16 protein-coding genes and 1 riboswitch are annotated in these 20,495 nt (G+C 40.7%); of the genes, 8 read left to right on the top strand and 8 right to left on the bottom strand.

Features of this window, described 5'->3' with window-relative positions; translation table 11 throughout:
- Positions 1–2: 2 nt before the first annotated feature.
- On the bottom strand, positions 3–1,100 hold the full coding sequence (locus tag BK575_RS07480; RefSeq protein WP_078409822.1) for a CotS family spore coat protein: 1,098 nt from the start codon (positions 1,098–1,100) through the stop codon (positions 3–5).
- Between the two features lie 148 nt (positions 1,101–1,248).
- Complete coding sequence (locus BK575_RS07475; protein ID WP_078414692.1) at positions 1,249–2,058, bottom strand: UTP--glucose-1-phosphate uridylyltransferase; 810 nt, start codon at positions 2,056–2,058, stop codon at positions 1,249–1,251.
- Between the two features lie 455 nt (positions 2,059–2,513).
- Here BK575_RS07475 and BK575_RS07470 point away from each other — a divergent pair, with 455 nt between their 5' ends.
- Complete coding sequence (locus tag BK575_RS07470; protein WP_078409821.1) at positions 2,514–3,803, top strand: UDP-glucose dehydrogenase family protein; 1,290 nt, start codon at positions 2,514–2,516, stop codon at positions 3,801–3,803.
- Positions 3,800–3,949, top strand: coding sequence for a hypothetical protein (locus BK575_RS28430; RefSeq protein WP_169907640.1), 150 nt, complete (start codon positions 3,800–3,802; stop codon positions 3,947–3,949). The genes BK575_RS07470 and BK575_RS28430 overlap by 4 nt, the downstream gene beginning before the upstream one ends.
- Positions 3,950–4,086: 137 nt before the next feature.
- Here BK575_RS28430 and BK575_RS07465 read toward each other — a convergent pair whose 3' ends face one another.
- From BK575_RS07465 to BK575_RS07450, 4 genes are all read right to left on the bottom strand, one after another.
- The gene (locus BK575_RS07465; RefSeq protein WP_235867331.1) at positions 4,087–5,670 is read right to left on the bottom strand and encodes a methyl-accepting chemotaxis protein; all 1,584 of its coding nucleotides are present in this window, start codon (positions 5,668–5,670) and stop codon (positions 4,087–4,089) included.
- Between the two features lie 122 nt (positions 5,671–5,792).
- On the bottom strand, positions 5,793–6,971 hold the full coding sequence (locus tag BK575_RS07460; protein ID WP_078409819.1) for an ATP-grasp domain-containing protein: 1,179 nt from the start codon (positions 6,969–6,971) through the stop codon (positions 5,793–5,795).
- 212 nt (positions 6,972–7,183) lie between these two features.
- A riboswitch (cyclic di-GMP riboswitch) is annotated at positions 7,184–7,267 on the bottom strand.
- A 327-nt stretch (positions 7,268–7,594) separates the two neighbouring features.
- A complete protein-coding gene (locus tag BK575_RS07455; protein ID WP_078409818.1) occupies positions 7,595–8,515 on the bottom strand; it encodes a response regulator in 921 nt (306 codons plus the stop codon).
- Positions 8,512–9,786: a sensor histidine kinase gene (locus BK575_RS07450; RefSeq protein ID WP_235867330.1), complete on the bottom strand. Its 1,275-nt coding sequence runs from the start codon at positions 9,784–9,786 to the stop codon at positions 8,512–8,514. The genes BK575_RS07455 and BK575_RS07450 overlap by 4 nt, the downstream gene beginning before the upstream one ends.
- 259 nt (positions 9,787–10,045) lie before the next feature.
- Here BK575_RS07450 and BK575_RS07445 point away from each other — a divergent pair, with 259 nt between their 5' ends.
- From BK575_RS07445 to BK575_RS07430, 4 genes are all read left to right on the top strand, one after another.
- The gene (locus BK575_RS07445; RefSeq protein ID WP_078409817.1) at positions 10,046–11,332 is read left to right on the top strand and encodes a cation:dicarboxylate symporter family transporter; all 1,287 of its coding nucleotides are present in this window, start codon (positions 10,046–10,048) and stop codon (positions 11,330–11,332) included.
- 37 nt (positions 11,333–11,369) lie between these two features.
- Positions 11,370–12,794: an aspartate ammonia-lyase gene (gene aspA, locus BK575_RS07440; RefSeq protein WP_078409815.1), complete on the top strand. Its 1,425-nt coding sequence runs from the start codon at positions 11,370–11,372 to the stop codon at positions 12,792–12,794.
- A gap of 158 nt (positions 12,795–12,952) precedes the next feature.
- Complete coding sequence (locus tag BK575_RS07435) at positions 12,953–14,200, top strand: NADP-dependent malic enzyme (RefSeq protein WP_078409813.1); 1,248 nt, start codon at positions 12,953–12,955, stop codon at positions 14,198–14,200.
- A 425-nt stretch (positions 14,201–14,625) separates the two neighbouring features.
- Entirely contained in the window at positions 14,626–15,243 is a 618-nt protein-coding gene (locus tag BK575_RS07430; protein ID WP_078409811.1) for a YczE/YyaS/YitT family protein, read from the top strand.
- A gap of 42 nt (positions 15,244–15,285) precedes the next feature.
- On the opposite strand, the gene BK575_RS07425 is transcribed toward BK575_RS07430, so the two are convergent.
- Positions 15,286–17,358, bottom strand: coding sequence for a peptidoglycan D,D-transpeptidase FtsI family protein (locus BK575_RS07425; RefSeq protein ID WP_078409809.1), 2,073 nt, complete (start codon positions 17,356–17,358; stop codon positions 15,286–15,288).
- Positions 17,359–17,733: 375 nt separating this feature from the next.
- On the opposite strand from BK575_RS07425, the gene BK575_RS07420 reads away from it, so the two are divergent.
- Positions 17,734–18,975, top strand: coding sequence for a DUF418 domain-containing protein (locus tag BK575_RS07420; protein WP_139367987.1), 1,242 nt, complete (start codon positions 17,734–17,736; stop codon positions 18,973–18,975).
- A 96-nt stretch (positions 18,976–19,071) separates the two neighbouring features.
- Positions 19,072–20,025 carry a DMT family transporter gene (locus BK575_RS07415; RefSeq protein ID WP_078409805.1) on the top strand — a complete coding sequence of 318 codons (954 nt, stop codon included), beginning with the start codon at positions 19,072–19,074 and terminating at the stop codon, positions 20,023–20,025.
- Positions 20,026–20,264: 239 nt separating this feature from the next.
- On the opposite strand, the gene BK575_RS07410 is transcribed toward BK575_RS07415, so the two are convergent.
- Complete coding sequence (locus BK575_RS07410; RefSeq protein ID WP_078409803.1) at positions 20,265–20,423, bottom strand: DUF1540 domain-containing protein; 159 nt, start codon at positions 20,421–20,423, stop codon at positions 20,265–20,267.
- Between the last annotated feature and the right edge of the window lie 72 nt (positions 20,424–20,495).

Here is a 20,495-nt window from a genome sequence, read left to right as displayed (position 1 = left end):
ATTTATCCCCTTCCCTTCCAATCGTTTGCAATTTCCTCTAACGCAGGCCATTTTGACTGGTCCGTGTCGACAATGATTTGAACCATTTGTTTTGTTTCTTCATTTAGAAACATTTCCGGTTCATAAACCATTTCTTTTATATTTTTATAAAATTCGTTTGGAAGCGACAAATCAATCATTAAAATGTCATACAGTTCAGTTGAAATCGGATTCGCTTCATGATATGCCTTGATCATTTCCCGAATCCATGTGACATCCCAATTAAATAGATCGGCCATTGTACCGGTAATCAACTTCCTTAAGTCCCGAATCGGCAGGTCATAGGCGACACCATCCAAATCAATGACCCACATGCCATTTGAACCCATTTGCCCATTCGACCACCCATAATCTTGGTGAACGAGCCCCCAATATGCATTTCCATGCTTTGTTAAGTCCAGGTAACTGGATTGCTGGAGCCTTTCCAGACTTTTTCTTGCCTGTTCCTCGAATTGGTCTACAACACTTAATACAGCGGAACTTGCCGGCATTTCATCATATGCCTTCGCAATCGTTCGGAACCAATCCATCTTAAAAATGATCTTTTCATAACCTTTCAGCCATTTGTATAGTCTTGAAGCGTTCTCCGCTTGCTTCGGGGGCACGTATCCTTTCGTCAGGCGATGGAATTCACCCAGCGCATAACAAAGATGTTTTGCCCCTTCCAAGTCTTTTGTCACAGGTGCCAATGATTCAATCCATTCCGCTACAAACCACAACTTCCCTCCCGCTTCCACATAATTGATTCCGTCTTTTGTTTTAACAATTGGAGGCACTCTCGCTTTCTGGACATCGACTAAATATTCTTGCGCCCCCAGACTGAATAAACTTCTTGTTGGCCTTCTATGGAGAAGTTTCAAACTTTTTGGCCCCTTATTCGTCTCAAGCTTCCAGATGGCCCCGCCCTTATCCGCCTTTGTTGTCACGATTTGGATATCACTAACGGAAAAGTCGTAATGATGAAGAACCTCCCGTCCCATTTGCTCAATATATTCTGGCACATAAAACTCATCATGAACAAGTTCATCCACATCCCATGGTTCGATTATCTTTTTATCCACACTACCCCTCCTACCAGTTTGTAATTATTTTTATGACAGTCTATGAAAAAAGTTCACCATGGCGGATGACTCCACCCCCGCAAAGAGAGCGGCAGTCGCTTAGGTCTAGAAAATTTGTTATAGCCGATGTTTGGCCGTATCGAATTTGCTAAATCGATCTATGATAGATTTCGTTAATTAATTTAATATAGTCAGCTTCTAAACCAATATCGTACCTTTCTCCCCCCACCACTTTTCCATAACACTTGTCCTTGCTCAACATTTCTTTAATGGCATCTGTTAATTGAATTTCTCCCCCTACACCGGGATTTTGCGTCTCCAAATATGACATGATATCAGGCGTAAATACGTACCGGCCAATTACGGCAAAATTAGAAGGGGGATGTTCTTTCGGTTTTTCGATAATGTCAAACAACTCAAAAAGATTGTCATCAATTTTTTTCCCTTTGATGACCCCATAATTCTTTAAGCGTGCAGAATCTACCTCCGATAGGCCAATGACACTGCGTTGTTGTTTCTCGTACACTTCAATGAGCTCTTGTAAACCGCTTCCGCTTTGGTGAACGATAATATCATCCGGAAGCAATACCGCAAACGGATCGTTTCCGACAAATCCTTTCCCAAGACGAATCGCATCACCAAGTCCTCTTGCATACGATTGGCGTGTATACAATATTTGAACATCAGGAATATTCAGTTTTTCCAATAACTCCGTTTTATTGTTTTTTTCCAAAAACGCTTCCAGTTCAAAAGAATGATCAAAGTAGTCGACAATCAAATTTTTGGAACGCGAGACGATCATTAATATTTGCTCAATCCCGGATGCAAGGGCTTCTTCCATCACATATTCGATAGCCGGCTTTACCCCGATGGGAAACATTTCTTTTGGAATGACCTTTGTAATCGGAAGACTTCTTGTACCGAAGCCGGCTGCTGGTATGATTGCTTTTTTTATCACCATTTTCTCTTCCCTTCTTCCGTTTATCCCTCATTAACGGGCTGTAAGGCCCCCACTTCAAAACTTGGCGTAATCACGGAAGTTTAAGTGGAGGATAACTGCCCGTAAAAGCCCGATTATAAGAACACAGACTAATACCGCCGCGTCCTGCGGCAACGTCTATGTGACCCGCATCATGCGGGCCTAATTAACCATCGGTGGGGGATGAAGGAACCCACCACCGATGGAAGTTTCCTTTATCTCTCTAACAGGTAGTAAGATCCCCCTGAATGAAGTTTCACTTTACCTATATCGTATTCTTTTCTATAGAAGTAGAAAGTTGTCCGGAACCAAAAAATGGCGATAAATACGCATATTTTTTACTCAATGGGCTGTTTCTGTTATCACAAGATACGGTTGTACCTTAATACGATATAACGCGTACAAAGTTTGCCTGAGAAAGGAGCAACATAAAGATGAATGTATGCATCATAGGAGCGGGATATGTGGGATTAACGACAGCTGCTGTTTTAGCCAATCTTGGGCACACAGTTTGCTGTGTAGACAAGAATGCCAAACATATTCAAACGCTGCAACAAGGAAAGGTTCCCATCTATGAGCCCGGTTTAAAAGAATTATTTGAAACGAACCGTGAACGCTTAACCTTTAAGACATCATTAGAGGAAATGATGGAAAAGGCATCTGTCCTGCTCATTGCAGTCGGAACTCCGTCTCTTCCAGATGGGAAAACGGATTTAACATATGTTAGGTCAGTCGTAGAGGAGATTGCAGATAACCTATCATCGTATAAAACGATTATTACGAAAAGTACGGTGCCCCCCGGAACAAATGAATGGATTCATAGTATGTTCATCAAAAAAGGAATCCCCTCCCATTTATTTGACGTTGTTTCAAACCCGGAATTTCTAAAAGAAGGCACAGCCATCTATGATATGGAAAATCCAGATAAAATTGTTGTAGGGATGCGAAATGATGATAAGAAATCCCTCTCCATCATGAAAGAGTTGTATAAAGGGCTGGATGCTCCCTATATCGTTACAAGCTTAAGTGGTGCCGAAATGATTAAATATACTTCCAACGCATTTCTAGCAACGAAAATCTCTTTTATTAATGAGATTGCTAGAATTTGTGACAAGTACGGCGTAAATATTAAAGATGTGGTAAAAGGAATCAGCACAGACCCGCGAATCGGCCCTCACTTCCTTCAATCTGGAATCGGCTACGGTGGTTCATGTTTTCCGAAAGATGTACGTTCGTTAGAGCACAGCGCGTTGGCCAAGCATGTAACCCCGCTTATTTTACAGGCCGTTCAAGCTGTTAACACAACACAAGTAGACCTCTATATTGAAAAACTCCATTCAGCTTTTGAACAATTGAACGGAAGAATTATCACCGTTTTAGGCATCGCCTTTAAGCCAAATACAGATGATACCCGCTCGTCTCCAGCCGTTCACCTAATTGAAAGATTGCATGAGCTTGGCTGCAATGTTCATACGTATGACCCGAAAGCGACATTGCCCATTTCCTTAAAAGCGAATGTAACTCAGCACCCAACGTTGGAAGAGTCCATCATCGATTCCGATTGTCTCGTCATTGCGACAGATTGGCCTGAATTTGTTCATTTAGATTTGGCAAAAGTGAAAAAGCTTATGAAGGGCACTATCATTTTAGACGCCCGCAACTGCCTTAATCCGCAAATGGTTCAACAACACGGTTTGCAGTATATAGGGGTGGCACAGCCATGAACATTCTAGTCACAGCCGCAATCGCTTCCCATTTATGCGAAAAGCTGACAGGTAAGAAAGTGAACATCCATTATTCCGCCAAGGTGAGCGGAGAACCTAAACATACTTGGGCTGACTATCCAAGGCCATGGATTGCTTCACTATGACTCTAAAATCTCTTTAAAAGAAGGTCTAATCCGAATCAAATATATCCGTTCCGTTTATAATTTATAAAGAGAAAAGAATGAGGGTGACTCACAAGCTATTAAAAAACATACCTTGTGAGTCACCCTCCTATATTAATTCAACCATCTATTTTGAATCTCCCGACAGTACCTTGGAGCACGTTAGCCACGTCTTTCAACAAATGGTTCTGATATTTTAATGTCTCAACCGTACTGTTCTGTTGAACGGCGGCGGCTGCAATTTCTTGAGCTGTCGCCACACTTTGCTCGGTAATAGCCGCGATTTCTTGAATCGAAGAAAGTGTTGCATCTGATGCTCTCGCTATATCGCTTGAACTTGTAAATATAATATCAGATCTTGATTTAAGCTGTTCAACTGATTGGAAAATTTCATTGAAGAGACGACCATTGTCTTCTACAATTTCTACACCTTTTACGATATCCTCAAAATCTTGTTGGTTAAGATGCAACACTTTATTCGTTTGTTTATTAATTTCATCGATTGTATCAGAAATATCCTTTATCGATGCAGCTGTTTGATTGGCTAGTTTTTGAATTTCTTGGGCAACTACAGAAAATCCCTTTCCGGCTTCTCCGGCACGAGCAGCCTCGATGGACGCATTTAACGACAACAAGTTCGTCTGAGAAGAAATCTCGCGAATTAAATCAATGATCCGGTTAATATGTTCCAGCTTGTGATTTAATTTAGATAAATTTTCCTTTGTAGTTGCTCCATTATGTTTAATTTTATTAATTTGGTCCGAAATCACACTCACTTGCTCATAACCTTTTTCAGATAGCTTGCTTGTATGATGAGTGAATTCTTTTATTTGTTTAGTTTGATTGTCCATGTTCTCGATTGCTGCAGACATTTCAGTCGTCATATTGGATATGTGTTCTATATGTTTGGCTCTTTCTTCCGCTCCATGAGCTTCCTCATTTGTTCCCGTCACGATTTGTTGGGAAGCTCCTTCCAACTCTTCAAAAGATATAAGAAGATTATTACTTGTTTCATTGATTGTTTGTGATTTTTCTCTTACGCTATCAATAATAAGACGCAAATTTTGACGCATCTCTTCAAAACTATTAGACAATAAACCAATTTCATCTTCTCGCTTTATATCGATGGTTTGGCCGAGATTTCCGGACGAAATGACTTTTGTGAAACGAACTAAACGATTGATCGGATTAGAAATCCTACTTCCGATATAAATCGCCAAAAGCCCTCCAATAAATACGGCTGCAATTAAAAATAAAGTCGAATATAGAAGGACTTGTTTTTGTAATGCATCGATAAAGGCGGCGTCCATGTCAATTCCGATGATTGCATTTGTATTATCTACCGGTGTGAAAAAAGACTTATGTACTCCCCACTGATCTGTATAAATTGAGCTCAACACTTCGCTTTTTTGCTCAAAAGATTGTTTTTGCTCTTTTGTAAAAGGCGATTCAACCATAAAATCATCACTGCCGTTTAATGCGACGATAACATCTTTATCATTTTCTTTCGATAATACATAAACGTATTCGATGCCTTTGCGCTCTTTTATGAAAGAATCCAAATATTGCTTTAAATCCTCACCGTATTCTGCAGGATTCTCCATTGTATGATTAATAAGTTCGCTATCAACAGCGCTCGCTAACGTTTTTCCGTTTTCTTGGAGTCTATTATCGAATTGAGAAAGCACATGATCATTTATCATAGAATTCATCATATTAACAAAAAAAACGCATATAACCATTGAAAAAACTAAAAATGGCACTAAAAAGCTAACAACTAACTGTGACTTAATTGATTTTTTAGGATGTAACAAACTGATTTTTATCATATTTCCCTTTCTTGAAGGACTTTCCCCTCTTTTACTGTAATAAATTGATTTAAGTCTAAATGCAGCAACCGATCATTTTCTTGTAGATCAAGACTCTTAAAGAAAACAATCGCAAACGTTCGATCATTCGCTGCATGAATTTCTCTATATTCCAAAATATGGTTAATTTGTTTTTGAAACTCGTTATGGTTGACTTTTTCCACAATGGACATTGACAAGTCCAAGGGAACTTCTGCGCAGCAAAAACTGTAAACAGCATCATCCATTTCTTTTAAAATCGCGTCCCAATCTGGGCTTGTCCCGAGGAAGTAATGTTCATACACATTAGATCCATAAGCGTGAAAACCTAAGTCGGTCGTACCTGCCCCGGCAAATCGCAATGGATTAATTTCAATAGGAACTAATCTGTCTCTATGTTTCTTCACTTCAAAATGAACCGGATAATTTTTTAAGGGAACTAGCTCTTTCAGTTTCAGCATAAATGAAAGAATATCCTCATAAATCTCGGTTATCACTTGTTTTGATGTAAAATAAATGCGATCTGACGTGTCGTATTCATCTTTGAATAGTCTCTTAAACATATTCAAGATGACAGGATTTCCTTTGTTATCGAAATAACCGTCTACCGCATACTCTTCGCCCTGTATCCATTCTTCTATTAAAACGTGATTAACATTAATCACATTTTGATTGTAGAGATCTTTAGAAAGAATGAAATCCACATTTAATTTATGTAATGCCTGTTCCCATTCGCCGGCATTTTTCACTTTATAAACACCTACGCTTGAATAACCTAGTGTCGGCTTGATTACGACCGGAAACGGAATGTCGTCAACATTGATATCAAAAAGTTCGGAAATACTGACGACTTTATAAAAATAGTCGGGGTACATGCGGGAAAGAAGACTGCGTAACTTCCCTTTATCCTTTAATAGCTTTGACCACCGGTTTTGTTCGCTTTCAGGCTTATGTAACTCGAGTAAAGATAAGCAACTTTCAGAATTGGTAAGCAGCTTTTGATGTTGATCGAACATGTCAAAGAATGCCTTTGCTTGTAAGGCGGACAATTCCACAGAAGCCCCCTCATGCGGTTCTTCCTTTAAAACAGGAATTTCAAGGTTCTTTAACGTGTCAATTAAAAGCGGTGAAATAATTTGTTCATTGATGATAATCATGCAAATGTTCCTTTCATAATTGATTGACAGTTATTTGAGAAAAACAGCTGTCAATATAATGGATTCGTCTATTCTTCCTTTCACCACTATTACTTCCCGCCTAAACCGTTTTGTTTTATTTTCACTTTAAGGTTCGGTTTCTCTGACATAAAAAAAGCCACCCCGAAAAAGGGTGGACATGTGCATCTTTTAAAAAGACGTATTCCAGCTTCTTCGGTAACCCGGCTGCCATTGCAGTATGCGTTAGGCCCGTGGCTTTGCGTCCTTGTCTTTCAACAAGTTTGCCCTTATCGGAAAATAATAGTGAAATTAGATACAGGACTATTTTAGTATAAATAATGAAGAAATTCCATATTTTTTCTACAAACTCGATATTTTTCTACATAATTCACAATTTTTCCAAAGGATTAAAAAATGTTCTTTTCATCATATACATGAAGGTGGTCCGACTAAATACAATAACTTCAGGGAGGCAACCAGTTATACCCATAGAAAATCAATGGCTGTCAATACATTATTTTACTCGCGCAGGCTTGGAATCCCCAAAAATAAAGTGTTATTTGCTAATATCGAAGACTTCCGAAATATTTTTATTAAGACAGAAACATTTCTATCGTTATACTTTAATCCATCAGCTGCCTCGCTTGCATGAACAATGCCTGGACAAACTTCTTCATATTAATACGGCTTTGGTTTACACTTTTTTCATTTTGGTTTTCCAGCTCCAACATTTTCTTCCGAACTTCCGAAAAGTCAAAAAACGTGGAAGAATACGCTTCGAATTTTGGATTGGTATAATCGGTCAACCCTAATGAAGCAATATGGATGAGCGCTTGATAAAGGGATCGGCGCACACGCTGTTCGGACGCTTTCATTTCTTTCTGGATGTCGGCCTCCTTCGCTTGTTTCCCCAGCTTTTCGGCAGCGATGCCCGCGAATATTTCCTTTAACGGAGGAAAAGTGTAGCTGGAGCCAAGCCTTTGCCTTTCATATTGAAGGAATTCCAATATCTTCAGTAAATCCTCGCTTCCCCCTTCTCCAATCATGCCAAGGTCGGAAATGAGCGTTCTTCCGGCTTCCGTAATATTTTTCGTATGGGAAGAAGGCATAGCAGACGATTGCGGCCGGCCTGTAAATAAGGTCAATGATTCTTGAATGCCCCGAATCGATTGTTCCAGCAATAACCGCTCGTTCACCTTTCTTAAGATGCCCGCAATTTCAAGACGGTTTAGCGGCTTCGTGATATAGTACTCCACTCCTAAACTGTACGCCTCTCCTATAAGCTCTTTTGTTTCTACTTGTGAAATCATGACAAACTTTCCGTTAAAGCCGTCAAAAAGGGCCCGAACCGTTTCAATCCCATCCCTTATGGGCATAAGCAAGTCAATTAAGACAATGTCCACTTTCTTTAAAGACAGTAAACCATTGTCCACCAATTCTCCATCCTCTGCTTCTCCGACCACGTTTCCTAAATCCTCATCTTCAATCATCTCTATCAGCATCGCCCGAATGGCAGGATCATCGTCTATAATAAAATAATTCATCTTGCTATTCCTTTCTCTACCATTGCCTCTGTCGGAATTTCCACAACAAATACGGTCTCTTTATAATCATCCATAAGTCTAATATGTCCTCCCCACTTCTCGACAGTTTGCTTTACATACGTTAAGCCAATTCCCGTCGAAGGATTCCCGGACAAATCAAACTTCGTGGTGAACCCCTCTGTAAAAATCACTTCTTTCAGCTTCGGCGGAACACCAGGCCCGCTGTCGCTGACGCGAAATTCCACACATTGATTTTTTTGTTTCACATGCAGTGAAACATATCCTGTTTTCTCAATGGCTTCCACGGCATTGGCCAATAAATTATTGATGAGCGACAATACCATATACACATGGTACGGCGAATGATTTCCTTCTACATACAGGGAAAAAGACACATCCTTCCCCAAAGACTCCGCATACCTCCTATTAGACACGAACATAATGTTTGCAAGTTGTTCAATATTCATATAGTCCTGGAGGTTTTCAGAAGACATAAGCTCCGACAGTCCCGCATAAATCCGCTGATTATCTTTTTTGATTTCATGCACAAGCCCGGCAATCTGCAAGGCGGTTTGCGCATCATCCTTTTTGGTTTCTGACAATTTTAATCGGCGATAAAAATCATAGCACATACGAGTGATTTCTTCCGCATTTTGCATCGTTTTCTTTAACTGTACCGATTCTTCATACAAATTGGAAATAAATATGAGCATTTGCTCGTTTTGTCTTCGCTGCTCTTCCTCCGCCAATTTCGCTTCCCTTAGCTTAAAAATATTGAAAAAGCCAAGAACGAAAAAACTGCGGATAAACGCAATGAAAATGATTTGTTCAATGGCAGTCAGCGATATTAGATCATTTGCCAACGAAGAACGGATGGCCATTTCCGAAACACTGGCAAAAAACTCAGTCACCACTCCTAATAGCCCGATCATAAATGGCTGGTCATGCCGTTCGTTCAATTTCGTCCAATGAAACATGAATGCATACGTGACATAATAGAAAAAAGCAGGAAAATGAAGATACACGGCTTCTTCAATCGCTATATCACGGAGACCCACAGCCACTAAAAACCGAAAAGCCAGCACACCCGTCCCCGTTACTATTCCTGAAATATAGGGATGAATTCCTCTTCCCCATAATAAAAACAAGAAAAAGACAGGTGTCCCTAAACTGACCCTGAACGTATCGCCAAACGGGTAGAACTTAAATTCACCGGCAAGAGGCACCGTTACCATCATCAACAGTATAACCCACATTCTTTCTTTCAACATGGCCCTCCTCCATCGCTATGCATATTCCTAAAAGCCGTTTTCTCAGCTAAAACTCTATCACACATTGTAATGAAATCATTAATAAGAGGAAATAGTTTCGAGTAATATTTTTTTCTTTTTATTTTTCATTGTAGGTTTTCGTAGGTTTCGGTAGGTTCTTGTAGGTAACCGCTTACAATCAAATTGTCAAAACAAATAATCACAAAGAGTTTGACTGTCCGTTAAAACGGGCCAAACACTTTTAAGGAGTGGAGAATATATGAAAAAATTCAAGCTTGGCTTAGCCTGGCAAATTGTAATTGGTCTTATCTTGGGGATAGCAGTCGGAGCGGCTTTTTATGGAAATCCGCATATCGAAGGCATTCTTCAGCCGATTGGAGACATTTTTATTCGATTAATTAAAATGATTGTTGTTCCAATTGTCGTTGCAACACTCGTTGTCGGTGTAGCTGGAGTTGGAGATATTAAAAAACTTGGGAAACTCGGCGGTAAAACGATTTTATATTTCGAGGTTATTACAACGATCGCGATTCTCGTCGGTTTGTTAGTCGCAAATATAGCGCAGCCAGGTGCAGGCATTCACATGGATGAATTAACGACAACAAATATCGATCAATACGTCGATTCAGCTCATGAAAAAGAAAGTCACGGAATCGCTGAAACGTTTGTACACATTGTACCAGCGAACATATTCGATGCACTCATGAGAGGCGACTTGCTCGCTATTATCTTTTTCTCTGTCATGTTTGGTCTTGGTGTAGCTTCACTTGGTGAAAAAGGAAAACCTGTTTTAGACTTTTTCCACGGTGTAGCCGATGCAATGTTTTGGGTGACTAACCAAGTCATGAAGTTTGCGCCGTTTGGGGTATTCGCCTTAATTGGCGTCACTGTTTCAAAGTTTGGCCTTACCTCTCTCATTCCGCTCGGCAAACTCGTATTAGCAGTTTACTTTGCCATGATCTTCTTTACGATTGTCGTTTTAGGAATGGTAGCTAAATGGGCTGGCATAAACATCTTTACAGTTATGAAAGTATTAAAAGACGAGATGATTCTTGCATTTTCAACGGCAAGTTCTGAAGCCGTATTACCAAAAATCATGCAAAAAATGGAGAAATTGGGTTGTCCAAAAGCCATTACATCATTCGTTATTCCGACAGGGTATTCGTTTAACTTAGACGGTTCCACCCTTTATCAAGCAATCGGTGCCTTGTTTATCGCCCAAATGTACGGGATTGATATGTCTATTCCTGAACAGCTAACACTTGTACTCGTTTTAATGGTGACATCCAAAGGAATGGCCGGGGTACCAGGTGCATCGTTTGTCGTGTTGTTAGCAACATTGGGTGCGATGGGGCTTCCACTCGAAGGGTTAGCCTTTATTGCTGGAGTCGATCGCGTATTAGACATGGCACGTACAGTCGTCAATGTTATCGGCAACTCGCTTGCAGCCATCGTTATGTCGAAGTGGGAAGGGCAATTTGACGAGCAACAAGCTAAAAACTATATTCAGTCCATTAATTCGAAAGAACAGACAAACGCCGCATAATCTGTGTAGACAAAGGGCATGAACGGAGGAATACAGCATGAAACATGAACATGTTCGAATAGAGAAAGACTTTTTAGGAGAAAAAGAACTGCCGATTGATGCGTATTATGGCATTCAAACATTAAGAGCCATGGAAAATTTTCCGATTACAGGCTATCGCATTCATGAAGAATTGATTAAAGCATTCGCCATCGTCAAAAAGGCGGCGGCGCTTGCAAACATGGATGTGAAACGTTTATATGAAGGTCTTGGGAAAGTCATTGTTCAAGCAGCAGATGAAATCATTGAAGGCAAATGGCATGATCAGTTTATCGTGGATCCGATTCAAGGCGGCGCTGGTACATCCATGAACATGAATGCGAACGAAGTTATTGCGAACCGCGCCCTTGAATTGCTTGGAAAAGAAAAAGGCTCCTATGTTGAACTAAGTCCAAACAGCCATGTCAATATGTCACAATCAACAAATGATGCGTTTCCAACCGCCATTCATATCGCAACTCTTCAATTGATTGGTAAATTACTGGACACGATGAAATATATGCAAGAAGTGTTCAAGGCAAAGGCAAAGGAATTCGATCATGTCATCAAAATGGGGCGTACACACCTCCAAGATGCGGTACCGATTCGTCTCGGCCAGGAGTTTGAAGCATACAGCCGGGTTTTAGAACGGGACATGAAGCGGATTGAACAATCACGACAGCATTTATATGAAGTGAATATGGGAGCGACGGCTGTCGGCACAGGCTTGAATGCAGACCCGCGCTATATTGAAAATGTGGTCAAGCATTTAGCTGATATTAGCGGCCTTCCGCTTACAGGCGCTGAACACCTGGTCGACGCCACACAAAATACAGATGCTTACACTGAAGTGTCCGCTGCCTTGAAAGTATGTATGATGAACATGTCGAAAATCGCCAACGACTTACGCTTAATGGCATCAGGTCCACGTGCCGGACTTGGAGAAATCAGCTTGCCTGCCCGTCAGCCTGGTTCATCCATCATGCCAGGGAAAGTGAACCCTGTTATGCCTGAGATGATCAATCAAGTCGCATTCCAAGTCATCGGAAATGATCACACGATTTGCCTGGCTTCTGAAGCGGGGCAGCTTGAACTGAATGTGATGGAACCTGTACTTGTATTCAACTTGCTTCAATCGCTCAGCATCATGAACAATGCATTCCGAGCATTCACCGACTACTGCCTTGCAGGCATTGAAGCAAATGAAGACCGCCTTAAAGAATATGTGGAAAAAAGCGTAGGAATCATTACGGCAGTGAATCCGCACATCGGATACGAAGTGGCCGCCCGCATCGCACGCGAAGCCATTTTAAAAGGAAAATCAGTGCGCGATCTATGTCTGCAGCATGATGTACTAACGGAAGAAGAACTTGACCTTATTTTAAATCCTTATGAGATGACGAAGCCAGGGATTGCAGGCGCTTCTCTTTTTGAAAAACAATAATTCCTATAACCTTTTAATGCCATTCAAGATGGAAAATTAGAAAGACTAGAAAATTCATACTACACATTAAAAACTTAAAGTCGATTTAAATAGAGCTGAGAAAAGCCCCCTTTCTCAGCTCTCCCTTATTTTAGCTATAACCGAAAGGAGAAACAAATATGAACAGTCTACGTGAAAAAGCGTTACAAATGCATAGAGAAAATAAAGGAAAGCTTGGTGTTCATTCAAAAGTTCCAGTACGTGATGCAAGCGACTTGAGCCTTGCTTATTCCCCCGGGGTCGCCGAGCCATGTATGGAAATCCATCATGATGAAGCGAAAGCGTATGATTATACGATGAAGGGAAATCTTGTAGCTGTCGTATCGGATGGGACTGCCGTGCTTGGTCTTGGAAACATCGGCCCGAAAGCTGCGATGCCGGTGATGGAAGGAAAGGCCCTTTTATTTAAATCATTTGCTGATGTAGATGCCTTCCCTCTTTGCCTTGATACGAACGATGTCGATAAAATCGTTGAAACCGTAAAGCTGATGGAACCGACATTCGGAGGGGTTAATCTCGAGGATATTGCCGCCCCAAAATGCTTTGAAATTGAAGAACGCTTACGTAAGTCGTGCAGTATTCCTATTTTCCATGACGATCAACATGGAACAGCCATTGTAACCGCTGCTGGGTTAATGAATGCCCTGAAATTAGCCAATAAAAAAATCGAAAATATTCGTGTCGTTGCAAATGGAGCCGGTGCCGCAGGTGTAGCCATTGTTAAGCTGTTGCTGCATATGGGTGTTAAAGATGTCATCTTATGTGATACGAAAGGAATTATTTATGAAGGCCGCCCTGCCGGCATGAATCCATTTAAAGATGAAATGGCGCGCATCACCAATAAGAAACAAAAACAAGGAACATTAGCCGACGCCCTGGAAGGAGCGGATGTATTTGTCGGTGTATCAGCAGCGGGAGCGGTCACGCAAGAAATGGTTCGTTCGATGAATCATGACCCGATTATTTTTGCAATGGCCAATCCGACACCGGAAATTATGCCGCAAGAAGCGAAAGAAGCGGGTGCACTCGTAGTAGGTACAGGCCGCTCTGATTTCCCTAATCAGGTTAATAATGTTCTTGCATTTCCAGGCATCTTCCGCGGCGCACTCGATGTCCGTGCAACGGAAATCAATGAAGAAATGAAACTTGCGGCAGTGCATGCCATTGCCGAACTTATTGCAGACAATGAACTTCATGCCGACTATGTCATCCCAGATCCATTCGATCACAGAGTGGCAGCATATGTCGCGGCAGCTGTTGCCCAAGCGGCCATGGACAGCGGTGCCGCCGGGCGGTTCATTGACACGGAAGGAATCAAACAACGCCTGCTTTCAATCGCCCAGAAGAAAGAGTCTGTACTCGTTTAATTCTTGCTTACTTCTAAAAAACAATGGTATTTTTGTATAGAGAAAACTTCTATCAGCGGGATTTTCCTTCATCCCCTGCTTAAACTTCTCCGATGACTTTAAGCTTTGAGGTGAGGGTCATACAGCCCTTTCATGAGGGCCAAAATCTTTTTACTGAAAGGGTCCTTTTATCAAATTTCCAGCATCACTGATTTAATGGAAAGGACCCTTTCAAGAGCAGGAACAGAGAGGGGGATAATCCCCCTCTCTGTTCCTGCTCTTTTTCTAGAAATTACTGCTTGATTGTCACTTGGAAATAGAGTAATATTTGAAATTGTAAACGCTTCAAAAAAGAGGTCTGACGACTAACAACTAAAACTAATAAAGAAAATTTCCATCTGTCGGCATGACAGCTCAACTATCTTTGAAACGAAGGAGATTATTATATGAAAGAAAGAAGCTTATTTTTTACTATTGGATTATTGATTTTAACGATGGGCGTCGCACTCATTATCAAGTCTGGCCTGGGAGCGTCCGCTTGGGATGCATTAGCAGTCGGAGAATCAAAGATGTTCGGCTTTACGGTCGGGACAGCCGTGTTCGTCAATGGAATCATTTTAATTTTTATAAATGCAGCATTATTAAAGAAAAAACCAGAGGTACTTGCGGCAGCTACCATTTTTGTCATCGGTGCACTCATTGATTTCTGGCTGTTGATTGTGTTTAAAACCTTCTCTCCTCAAGGATTAATTAGTCAATCGACAAGCCTGGTTTCAGGGATTTTGACGATGGGAATTGGTATCGCCATTTATTTACAGGCGAAGTTCCCGGCAAGCCCGATGGACACCCTTATGGTAGCCATTCATACACGCTTTGGATTAAACTTGCGTACATCCCGAATTATGAGTGAAGGATTCGCCTTGGCACTTGCCTTTTTATTTCAAGGCGCTATCGGGGTGGGAACCATTATTGTGACCCTGACATTAGGATTGGTCGTTCAATATTTTCATCCTCGATTCGAGCAATTATTCAAAACATGGGGACGCAGACCATCCCTTCGATAGTAGTGAATAGAAAATGGCCTGGGAAGCTTCCCAGGCCATTTTCTATTCACTTTCGGTATTTTCTTGATTTATTCCCATGAAATAGGCATCTAAAATTCGTTGTCCAATATACTTATTAATCGGATTTTTATCGCTATCCAAATAAGGAACAACAATGGAAAATGCGACTTCCGGATCGTTGTGGGGCGCATAGCCTACAAGTGTGAGATTATACGTTTCATATGATCGCTTTTGTTCAGGATAATAATAAAATGATTGCGCAGTTCCTGTTTTCCCTGCAGGTCTATACGGCTTTGTACCAAAGTACTTCGTTGCTGTCCCCCCTGGTGCCTGCATAACTCTTCTGAATCCTTCCTGTACACGTTTAACCTCTGAATCATCCATGGAAATTCTGTTTAAAATGGTTGGTTCAAACTGCTTTAAAACCGAACCAATTTCATCAGGCTGACGGGAAGGATTGCGAATTTCATTGACAAGTCTTACCTTCATTCGATATCCATCGTTGGCGATGGTTGAGACATATTGGGCAAGCTGCATTGGCGTATACGTATCATATTGCCCGATGGCAAGGTCAAGCAGAAACCCGGGACGAACATCCTTCCCTTGAAAGCCAACCGCTTCCATCGGCAAATCGATGCCCGTTTCGACACCAAGTCCAAATTGACTAAAATAATACCGAAATGTTTGGAAAGCTTCGGGACTATATGGCAGCTTCATATTTGGATAATAGTCTCTCCCCATAATTTTCATCGCTGTTTTAAACATATATACGTTAGAAGACATTCTCAGCGCATCCAAGTCACTAATCGTTCCCATTGCTTTATAGGACCCTTTAATAGGTGTACCTTTTATTTGAAGGGGTTCATCTCTCAAATATGATCCCGGCTGAATAACACCTTTTTCATATCCCGTTAAAACGGTCGCCCCTTTAACAGTAGATCCCATTGCATAAGACGTCGTGACCGTTCCTAACGCAAAATCGTCAAACACGAGTTTCCCGTTTTCTCTTTTCACTTGCTTTCCCGCCATGGACAGCACTTCGCCGGTTTTAGGATTAAGCATGACGACAAATGCCCGATCCAGAAACCTCGTCCCCCCCATGCTTTTCGCTTTTCTTAACTCTTCTTCAATAATCTTTTCAACTTGTTCCTGCAAGTGGATATCAATGGATAAAACGAGATCTTTCCCCCGTTGGCCGTCCACGATTTTTTCCGTCCCCAGCACTTTCCCTGAGCGATCAACGACGTTTTTTATTTGAGCCTTGTCCCCACGCAAAACATGTTCATATTCGGCTTCCAATTGGCTCTTGCCCACTCGGTCGTTTCGGCTGTATCCCCTTGCCAGGAAATGGTCAAGCTGATCTTTTGGAATCCCCTCCCGGTCTGATGTTACATTCCCCATTACCGAACGCAGAATCAGCGGATATTTATAATCACGCTCCCAACTCGTCGTTACATCTACACCCGGCAATTCACTTAAACGACTGCTGACTCTTGCATATTCCTCATCTGTTACGCCTTTATTTTTAACTACTTGCGGTGTTAAAGCGTATCCGCTGTCCAATTCCCTTTTAATGGCTGCAACTTCCAGCTCGGCCTTGCTTATTTCTTTTAAATCTTCTGCTTTAATACGTTCAAGAGTAAGTTCATAAATATTTTTATCGGACAGTTTTTCCTTTTCTGTCTTCATCACTTTTTTCTCCGCTTTCTCAGGGCGCGTTAACATCCAATAGTCCTTTAAATCCCGCTCTGTCACATGTTCCGTTTCCTTTTCGATTAAAGCAGCAAGCTTTTGGGCTACCTCAAGCTTCTCTTTTTGGCTTGTTTGCTGTGCTTTCGTATATGTAATCGCATTCAACGGAGCATTGCCCACAATGACATTTCCATTACGGTCATAGATGTTTCCTCTTGGAGCCGGTGTATTGACGATGACGTTTTCCGTTTTCGTTACTTCCCGTTGATATTCCTCACCTTGAACGATTTGAACAAGTCCTAACCGAATAATTAAAGTAGAAAACAGAAGGAACACCAAGAGGAAAAAAATATTAAGCCGAAAAATAAGCTGCCTTTTCTGTTTTTTTCTCTTTTTTTGTTTGTTTCGTTTTCCGTTACCCATTAAAACATCAATCCTTCAATAAATATATATCCACACAATTATTTCCATAATTTCCTTTTATTATCTCAATATTTTTTTGTTATTTCAATCTATTTAACTATTCTTTCTAATGGTGTAATCTCTGGATATTACAATTAATTAATGCCAAATGAAATATTCCATGCACACAAAATCAAGAAAGCTATGTAAAAAAGGTGATTTACAAAATATGGTTCATATGCCAAACTGAACAAGGGAAAGGCATTTATATCTTTATTTGTTCATCTCGCATGTGAAATCAAATAAAACTTCAATAGCTGCAGATCTTACTGTCCGTTGAAACACATGCCGCTTCACGGCACGATTACTGAAAGAGTTAGAAAGGAGAAACAACAAATGAAATCAGCTCCGATTTCTGCCAAGGAAAGGATTATAAGCATCGACATCATCCGAGGCTTTGCGCTGCTCGGTATTTTTCTTGTAAATATGCCCGCTTATCATTCCCCCGATTTTATGATACAAATATACGGCATGCATAAAGAACATACGGGAATCGATTATTGGGTGGATTTATTTTTTCAGCTCTTTATTCAAACGAAATTTTATACGATTTTTTCCTTCTTGTTTGGATTAGGGTTTTACATCTTCATGAATCGAACGGAACAAAAAGGATTACAAACAACACGATTATTTACAAGACGACTTGCTGCCCTGTTATTATTCGGAGCAGCCCACCTCGTCCTGCTTTGGTTCGGGGACATTTTACACACATATGCGATAGCGGGAGTTTTGCTGTTCTTCTTTTATAAACGGAAAACTAAAACATTGCTTATTTGGGCCTTCAGTTTATTATTGATTATTCATGCCCTCATGAGCGTTCAATTGCTCCTCCCGTCCTCCATGTTAGAAGAGATCAAGACGGCAAATATACAAACTTATTCTGATAAACTGCCCGAATATATAAACGTTTATGAACATGCATCCTACTTGGAATGGATCGCTTATCGATGGGACACAGAGATCATTCGAATTCTATCCAATTTGCCGATTACGCTGATACCTGTACTTGCCATGTTTCTATTTGGTTTATGCGCTGGAAGAATGGGTCTTTTTCAAACTGACACACCCCATTTGCGCCTCATAGCCAAAACACGGCTCACAGCTTTTCTTCTTAGTCTTCCATTTCTTGTCTTATTGGCTGGTTTAAAATTAGACTTTTTAAATGCAGGAATTTATAAAGAAACAGCCGTTCAGCTATTTACAAGCTTAAGCGGCATAACGTTATGTTTCTTTTATATTTCTTCATTAGTATTATTGCTGCGAAATGAGCGCTGGCAAAAAAGACTTCGGCCGCTCGGGTATGTCGGGCAAATGGCTCTTACCAATTACTTATCGCAAACCATCGTTTGTATTTTCCTTTTTGTCGGGCTTGGCTTTTACGGAAAAGTAGGATTGGCATCAGGAACGATCATCTGTTTAGTCATTTATATCATGCAAGTGATATTCAGTTATATGTGGCTGAAAAAGTATCGCTTCGGTCCCCTCGAGTGGCTGTGGCGCTCCTTCACATACGGACACTTTCAGCCGATGAAAAAAGAGCAAGATGTTAAAAAAGATGGAAAAGAACTTTCTATGTAAAAATGAATCGTCATGAAGCGGCTGTCCCATGAGCCTCTAATCAACTACAAAAATAGATTTTTGCTAAAAAGCAACATTGGAAAAGAGGTTAAATTGATGCTAAAAGACACAGTAAAAAATAAATATGCGTATGTCCTTTTGATTTTGGCCAATATGATATGGGGCGGCAATTTTGTCATAGGGAGGATTGCGGCAGATTACTTTCCTCCTGTCACCTTTTCTTTACTTCGATGGACCATTGCTTTTGTCGTGCTCACACCTTTTATGTACAAAAAGCTGAAGACAGATTGGAGAGTCCTTTGGAATCATAAATGGATTCTACTTCTTTTAACCGGAACAGGCATTGCAGGATATAATACGATCGTTTATTTTGCCCTGCATTTTACAACCCCGATTAACGCTGCGGTTGTGAATTCAACGACTCCATTATTTATTGCTATATTCTCTATTTTCTTATTGAAGGAAAGGCTCACATCGATTCAAACAGCTGCAATAGGTTTATCCATTATAGGAGTCGTTTTCATTCTCTCCCAGGGCTCTCTCGACGTATTAAAAACGTTATCGTTTAATATGGGAGATTTGTTTGTGGTCATTGCCGTTATTTGTTGGAGCTTGTACTCCATTGTCGTTAAAAAATATTCAACGATATTACCGACCCATACAACTTTATATGTGACCTCTTTTATGGGAATTCTCATCCTGATTCCATTTAGCATGCTTGAATTAAGCCGACCGGGTGTACACGTTGTATTCACTGCATCCTCTATCTCTATCTTGTTTTATGTCGGGATTTTAGCTTCTATCGTTGCCTTCCTATCGTGGAATACCGGAGTGCCAAAAGTAGGTCCTGCAAAAGCGGGAATCTTCTTGAATTTACTCCCCGTTTTTGCCACCATCTTTTCGACCATGTTTACAAACGAAGCGCTGCTTTGGTATCAGCTTGCCGGCGGTCTTATCGTCATCTCAGCGGTATTACTTTCGGCAAAAGCTTCACCAAAAAGCATTCAACAACAGCAGGAAGCTTCACGCTCCTATTCGAAAACTGTTTAACGGCAAACTAAAAGAGCCTGCCCTCCTGATTTTCAAGGAAGGCAGGGCTTTTTGATTCTCGTCTTGTTCTAACAAATTGTAAAAATGGGAAATCAAACAAAATAAATTGTAAAAAATGAATAATGGTGATAATTATTATCAATACTCTATAATGTAAGCTTTGCTCAGTGGAGTTTTTACTGCCTATTAGGATATAAAAAAAACAGGCAGCCACGCAATTGGCTGCCCTTGTTTACGGATTAGATGTCACCCGGTTCAAATGTTTTGCAGTCCGTCTCCTGGCTGCTGTCCGCCTGCTTGCCTTTATGGCTGACTACATAAATTTCAGAAGCACCGCATCGATTTCCTTGTTTATGATGAACGCAGTTGATTACTTCACATAATACATCTTGTGCCATGATTAAACACCTCCCTCGTTATTAAAATAGACAAATGAAGCAGTCTTCATACAAAGTCTTATATAGAAAATT

Source organism: Priestia abyssalis, assembly GCF_002019595.1.
GTDB lineage: Bacteria > Bacillota > Bacilli > Bacillales > Bacillaceae_H > Bacillus_BA > Bacillus_BA abyssalis.
The sequence above is the reverse complement of the archived record's forward strand: the minus strand, read 5'-3'. Positions and strand labels throughout refer to the sequence as shown.

What these genes read in the sequence shown, in the direction of transcription:
- BK575_RS07465 (WP_235867331.1), bottom strand. Translation starts at nt 5,670, where the DNA reads ATGATAAATGATCATGTGCTTTCTCAATTCGATAATAGACTCCAAGAA.
- BK575_RS07415 (WP_078409805.1), top strand. Translation starts at nt 19,072, where the DNA reads ATGCTAAAAGACACAGTAAAAAATAAATATGCGTATGTCCTTTTGATT.
- BK575_RS07435 (WP_078409813.1), top strand. Translation starts at nt 12,953, where the DNA reads ATGAACAGTCTACGTGAAAAAGCGTTACAAATGCATAGAGAAAATAAA.
- BK575_RS07460 (WP_078409819.1), bottom strand. Translation starts at nt 6,971, where the DNA reads ATGATTATCATCAATGAACAAATTATTTCACCGCTTTTAATTGACACG.
- aspA (WP_078409815.1), top strand. Translation starts at nt 11,370, where the DNA reads ATGAAACATGAACATGTTCGAATAGAGAAAGACTTTTTAGGAGAAAAA.
- BK575_RS07410 (WP_078409803.1), bottom strand. Translation starts at nt 20,423, where the DNA reads ATGGCACAAGATGTATTATGTGAAGTAATCAACTGCGTTCATCATAAA.
- BK575_RS07450 (WP_235867330.1), bottom strand. Translation starts at nt 9,786, where the DNA reads ATGTTGAAAGAAAGAATGTGGGTTATACTGTTGATGATGGTAACGGTG.
- BK575_RS07470 (WP_078409821.1), top strand. Translation starts at nt 2,514, where the DNA reads ATGAATGTATGCATCATAGGAGCGGGATATGTGGGATTAACGACAGCT.
- BK575_RS07425 (WP_078409809.1), bottom strand. Translation starts at nt 17,358, where the DNA reads ATGGGTAACGGAAAACGAAACAAACAAAAAAAGAGAAAAAAACAGAAA.
- BK575_RS07445 (WP_078409817.1), top strand. Translation starts at nt 10,046, where the DNA reads ATGAAAAAATTCAAGCTTGGCTTAGCCTGGCAAATTGTAATTGGTCTT.
- BK575_RS28430 (WP_169907640.1), top strand. Translation starts at nt 3,800, where the DNA reads ATGAACATTCTAGTCACAGCCGCAATCGCTTCCCATTTATGCGAAAAG.
- BK575_RS07430 (WP_078409811.1), top strand. Translation starts at nt 14,626, where the DNA reads ATGAAAGAAAGAAGCTTATTTTTTACTATTGGATTATTGATTTTAACG.
- BK575_RS07455 (WP_078409818.1), bottom strand. Translation starts at nt 8,515, where the DNA reads ATGAATTATTTTATTATAGACGATGATCCTGCCATTCGGGCGATGCTG.
- BK575_RS07420 (WP_139367987.1), top strand. Translation starts at nt 17,734, where the DNA reads ATGAAATCAGCTCCGATTTCTGCCAAGGAAAGGATTATAAGCATCGAC.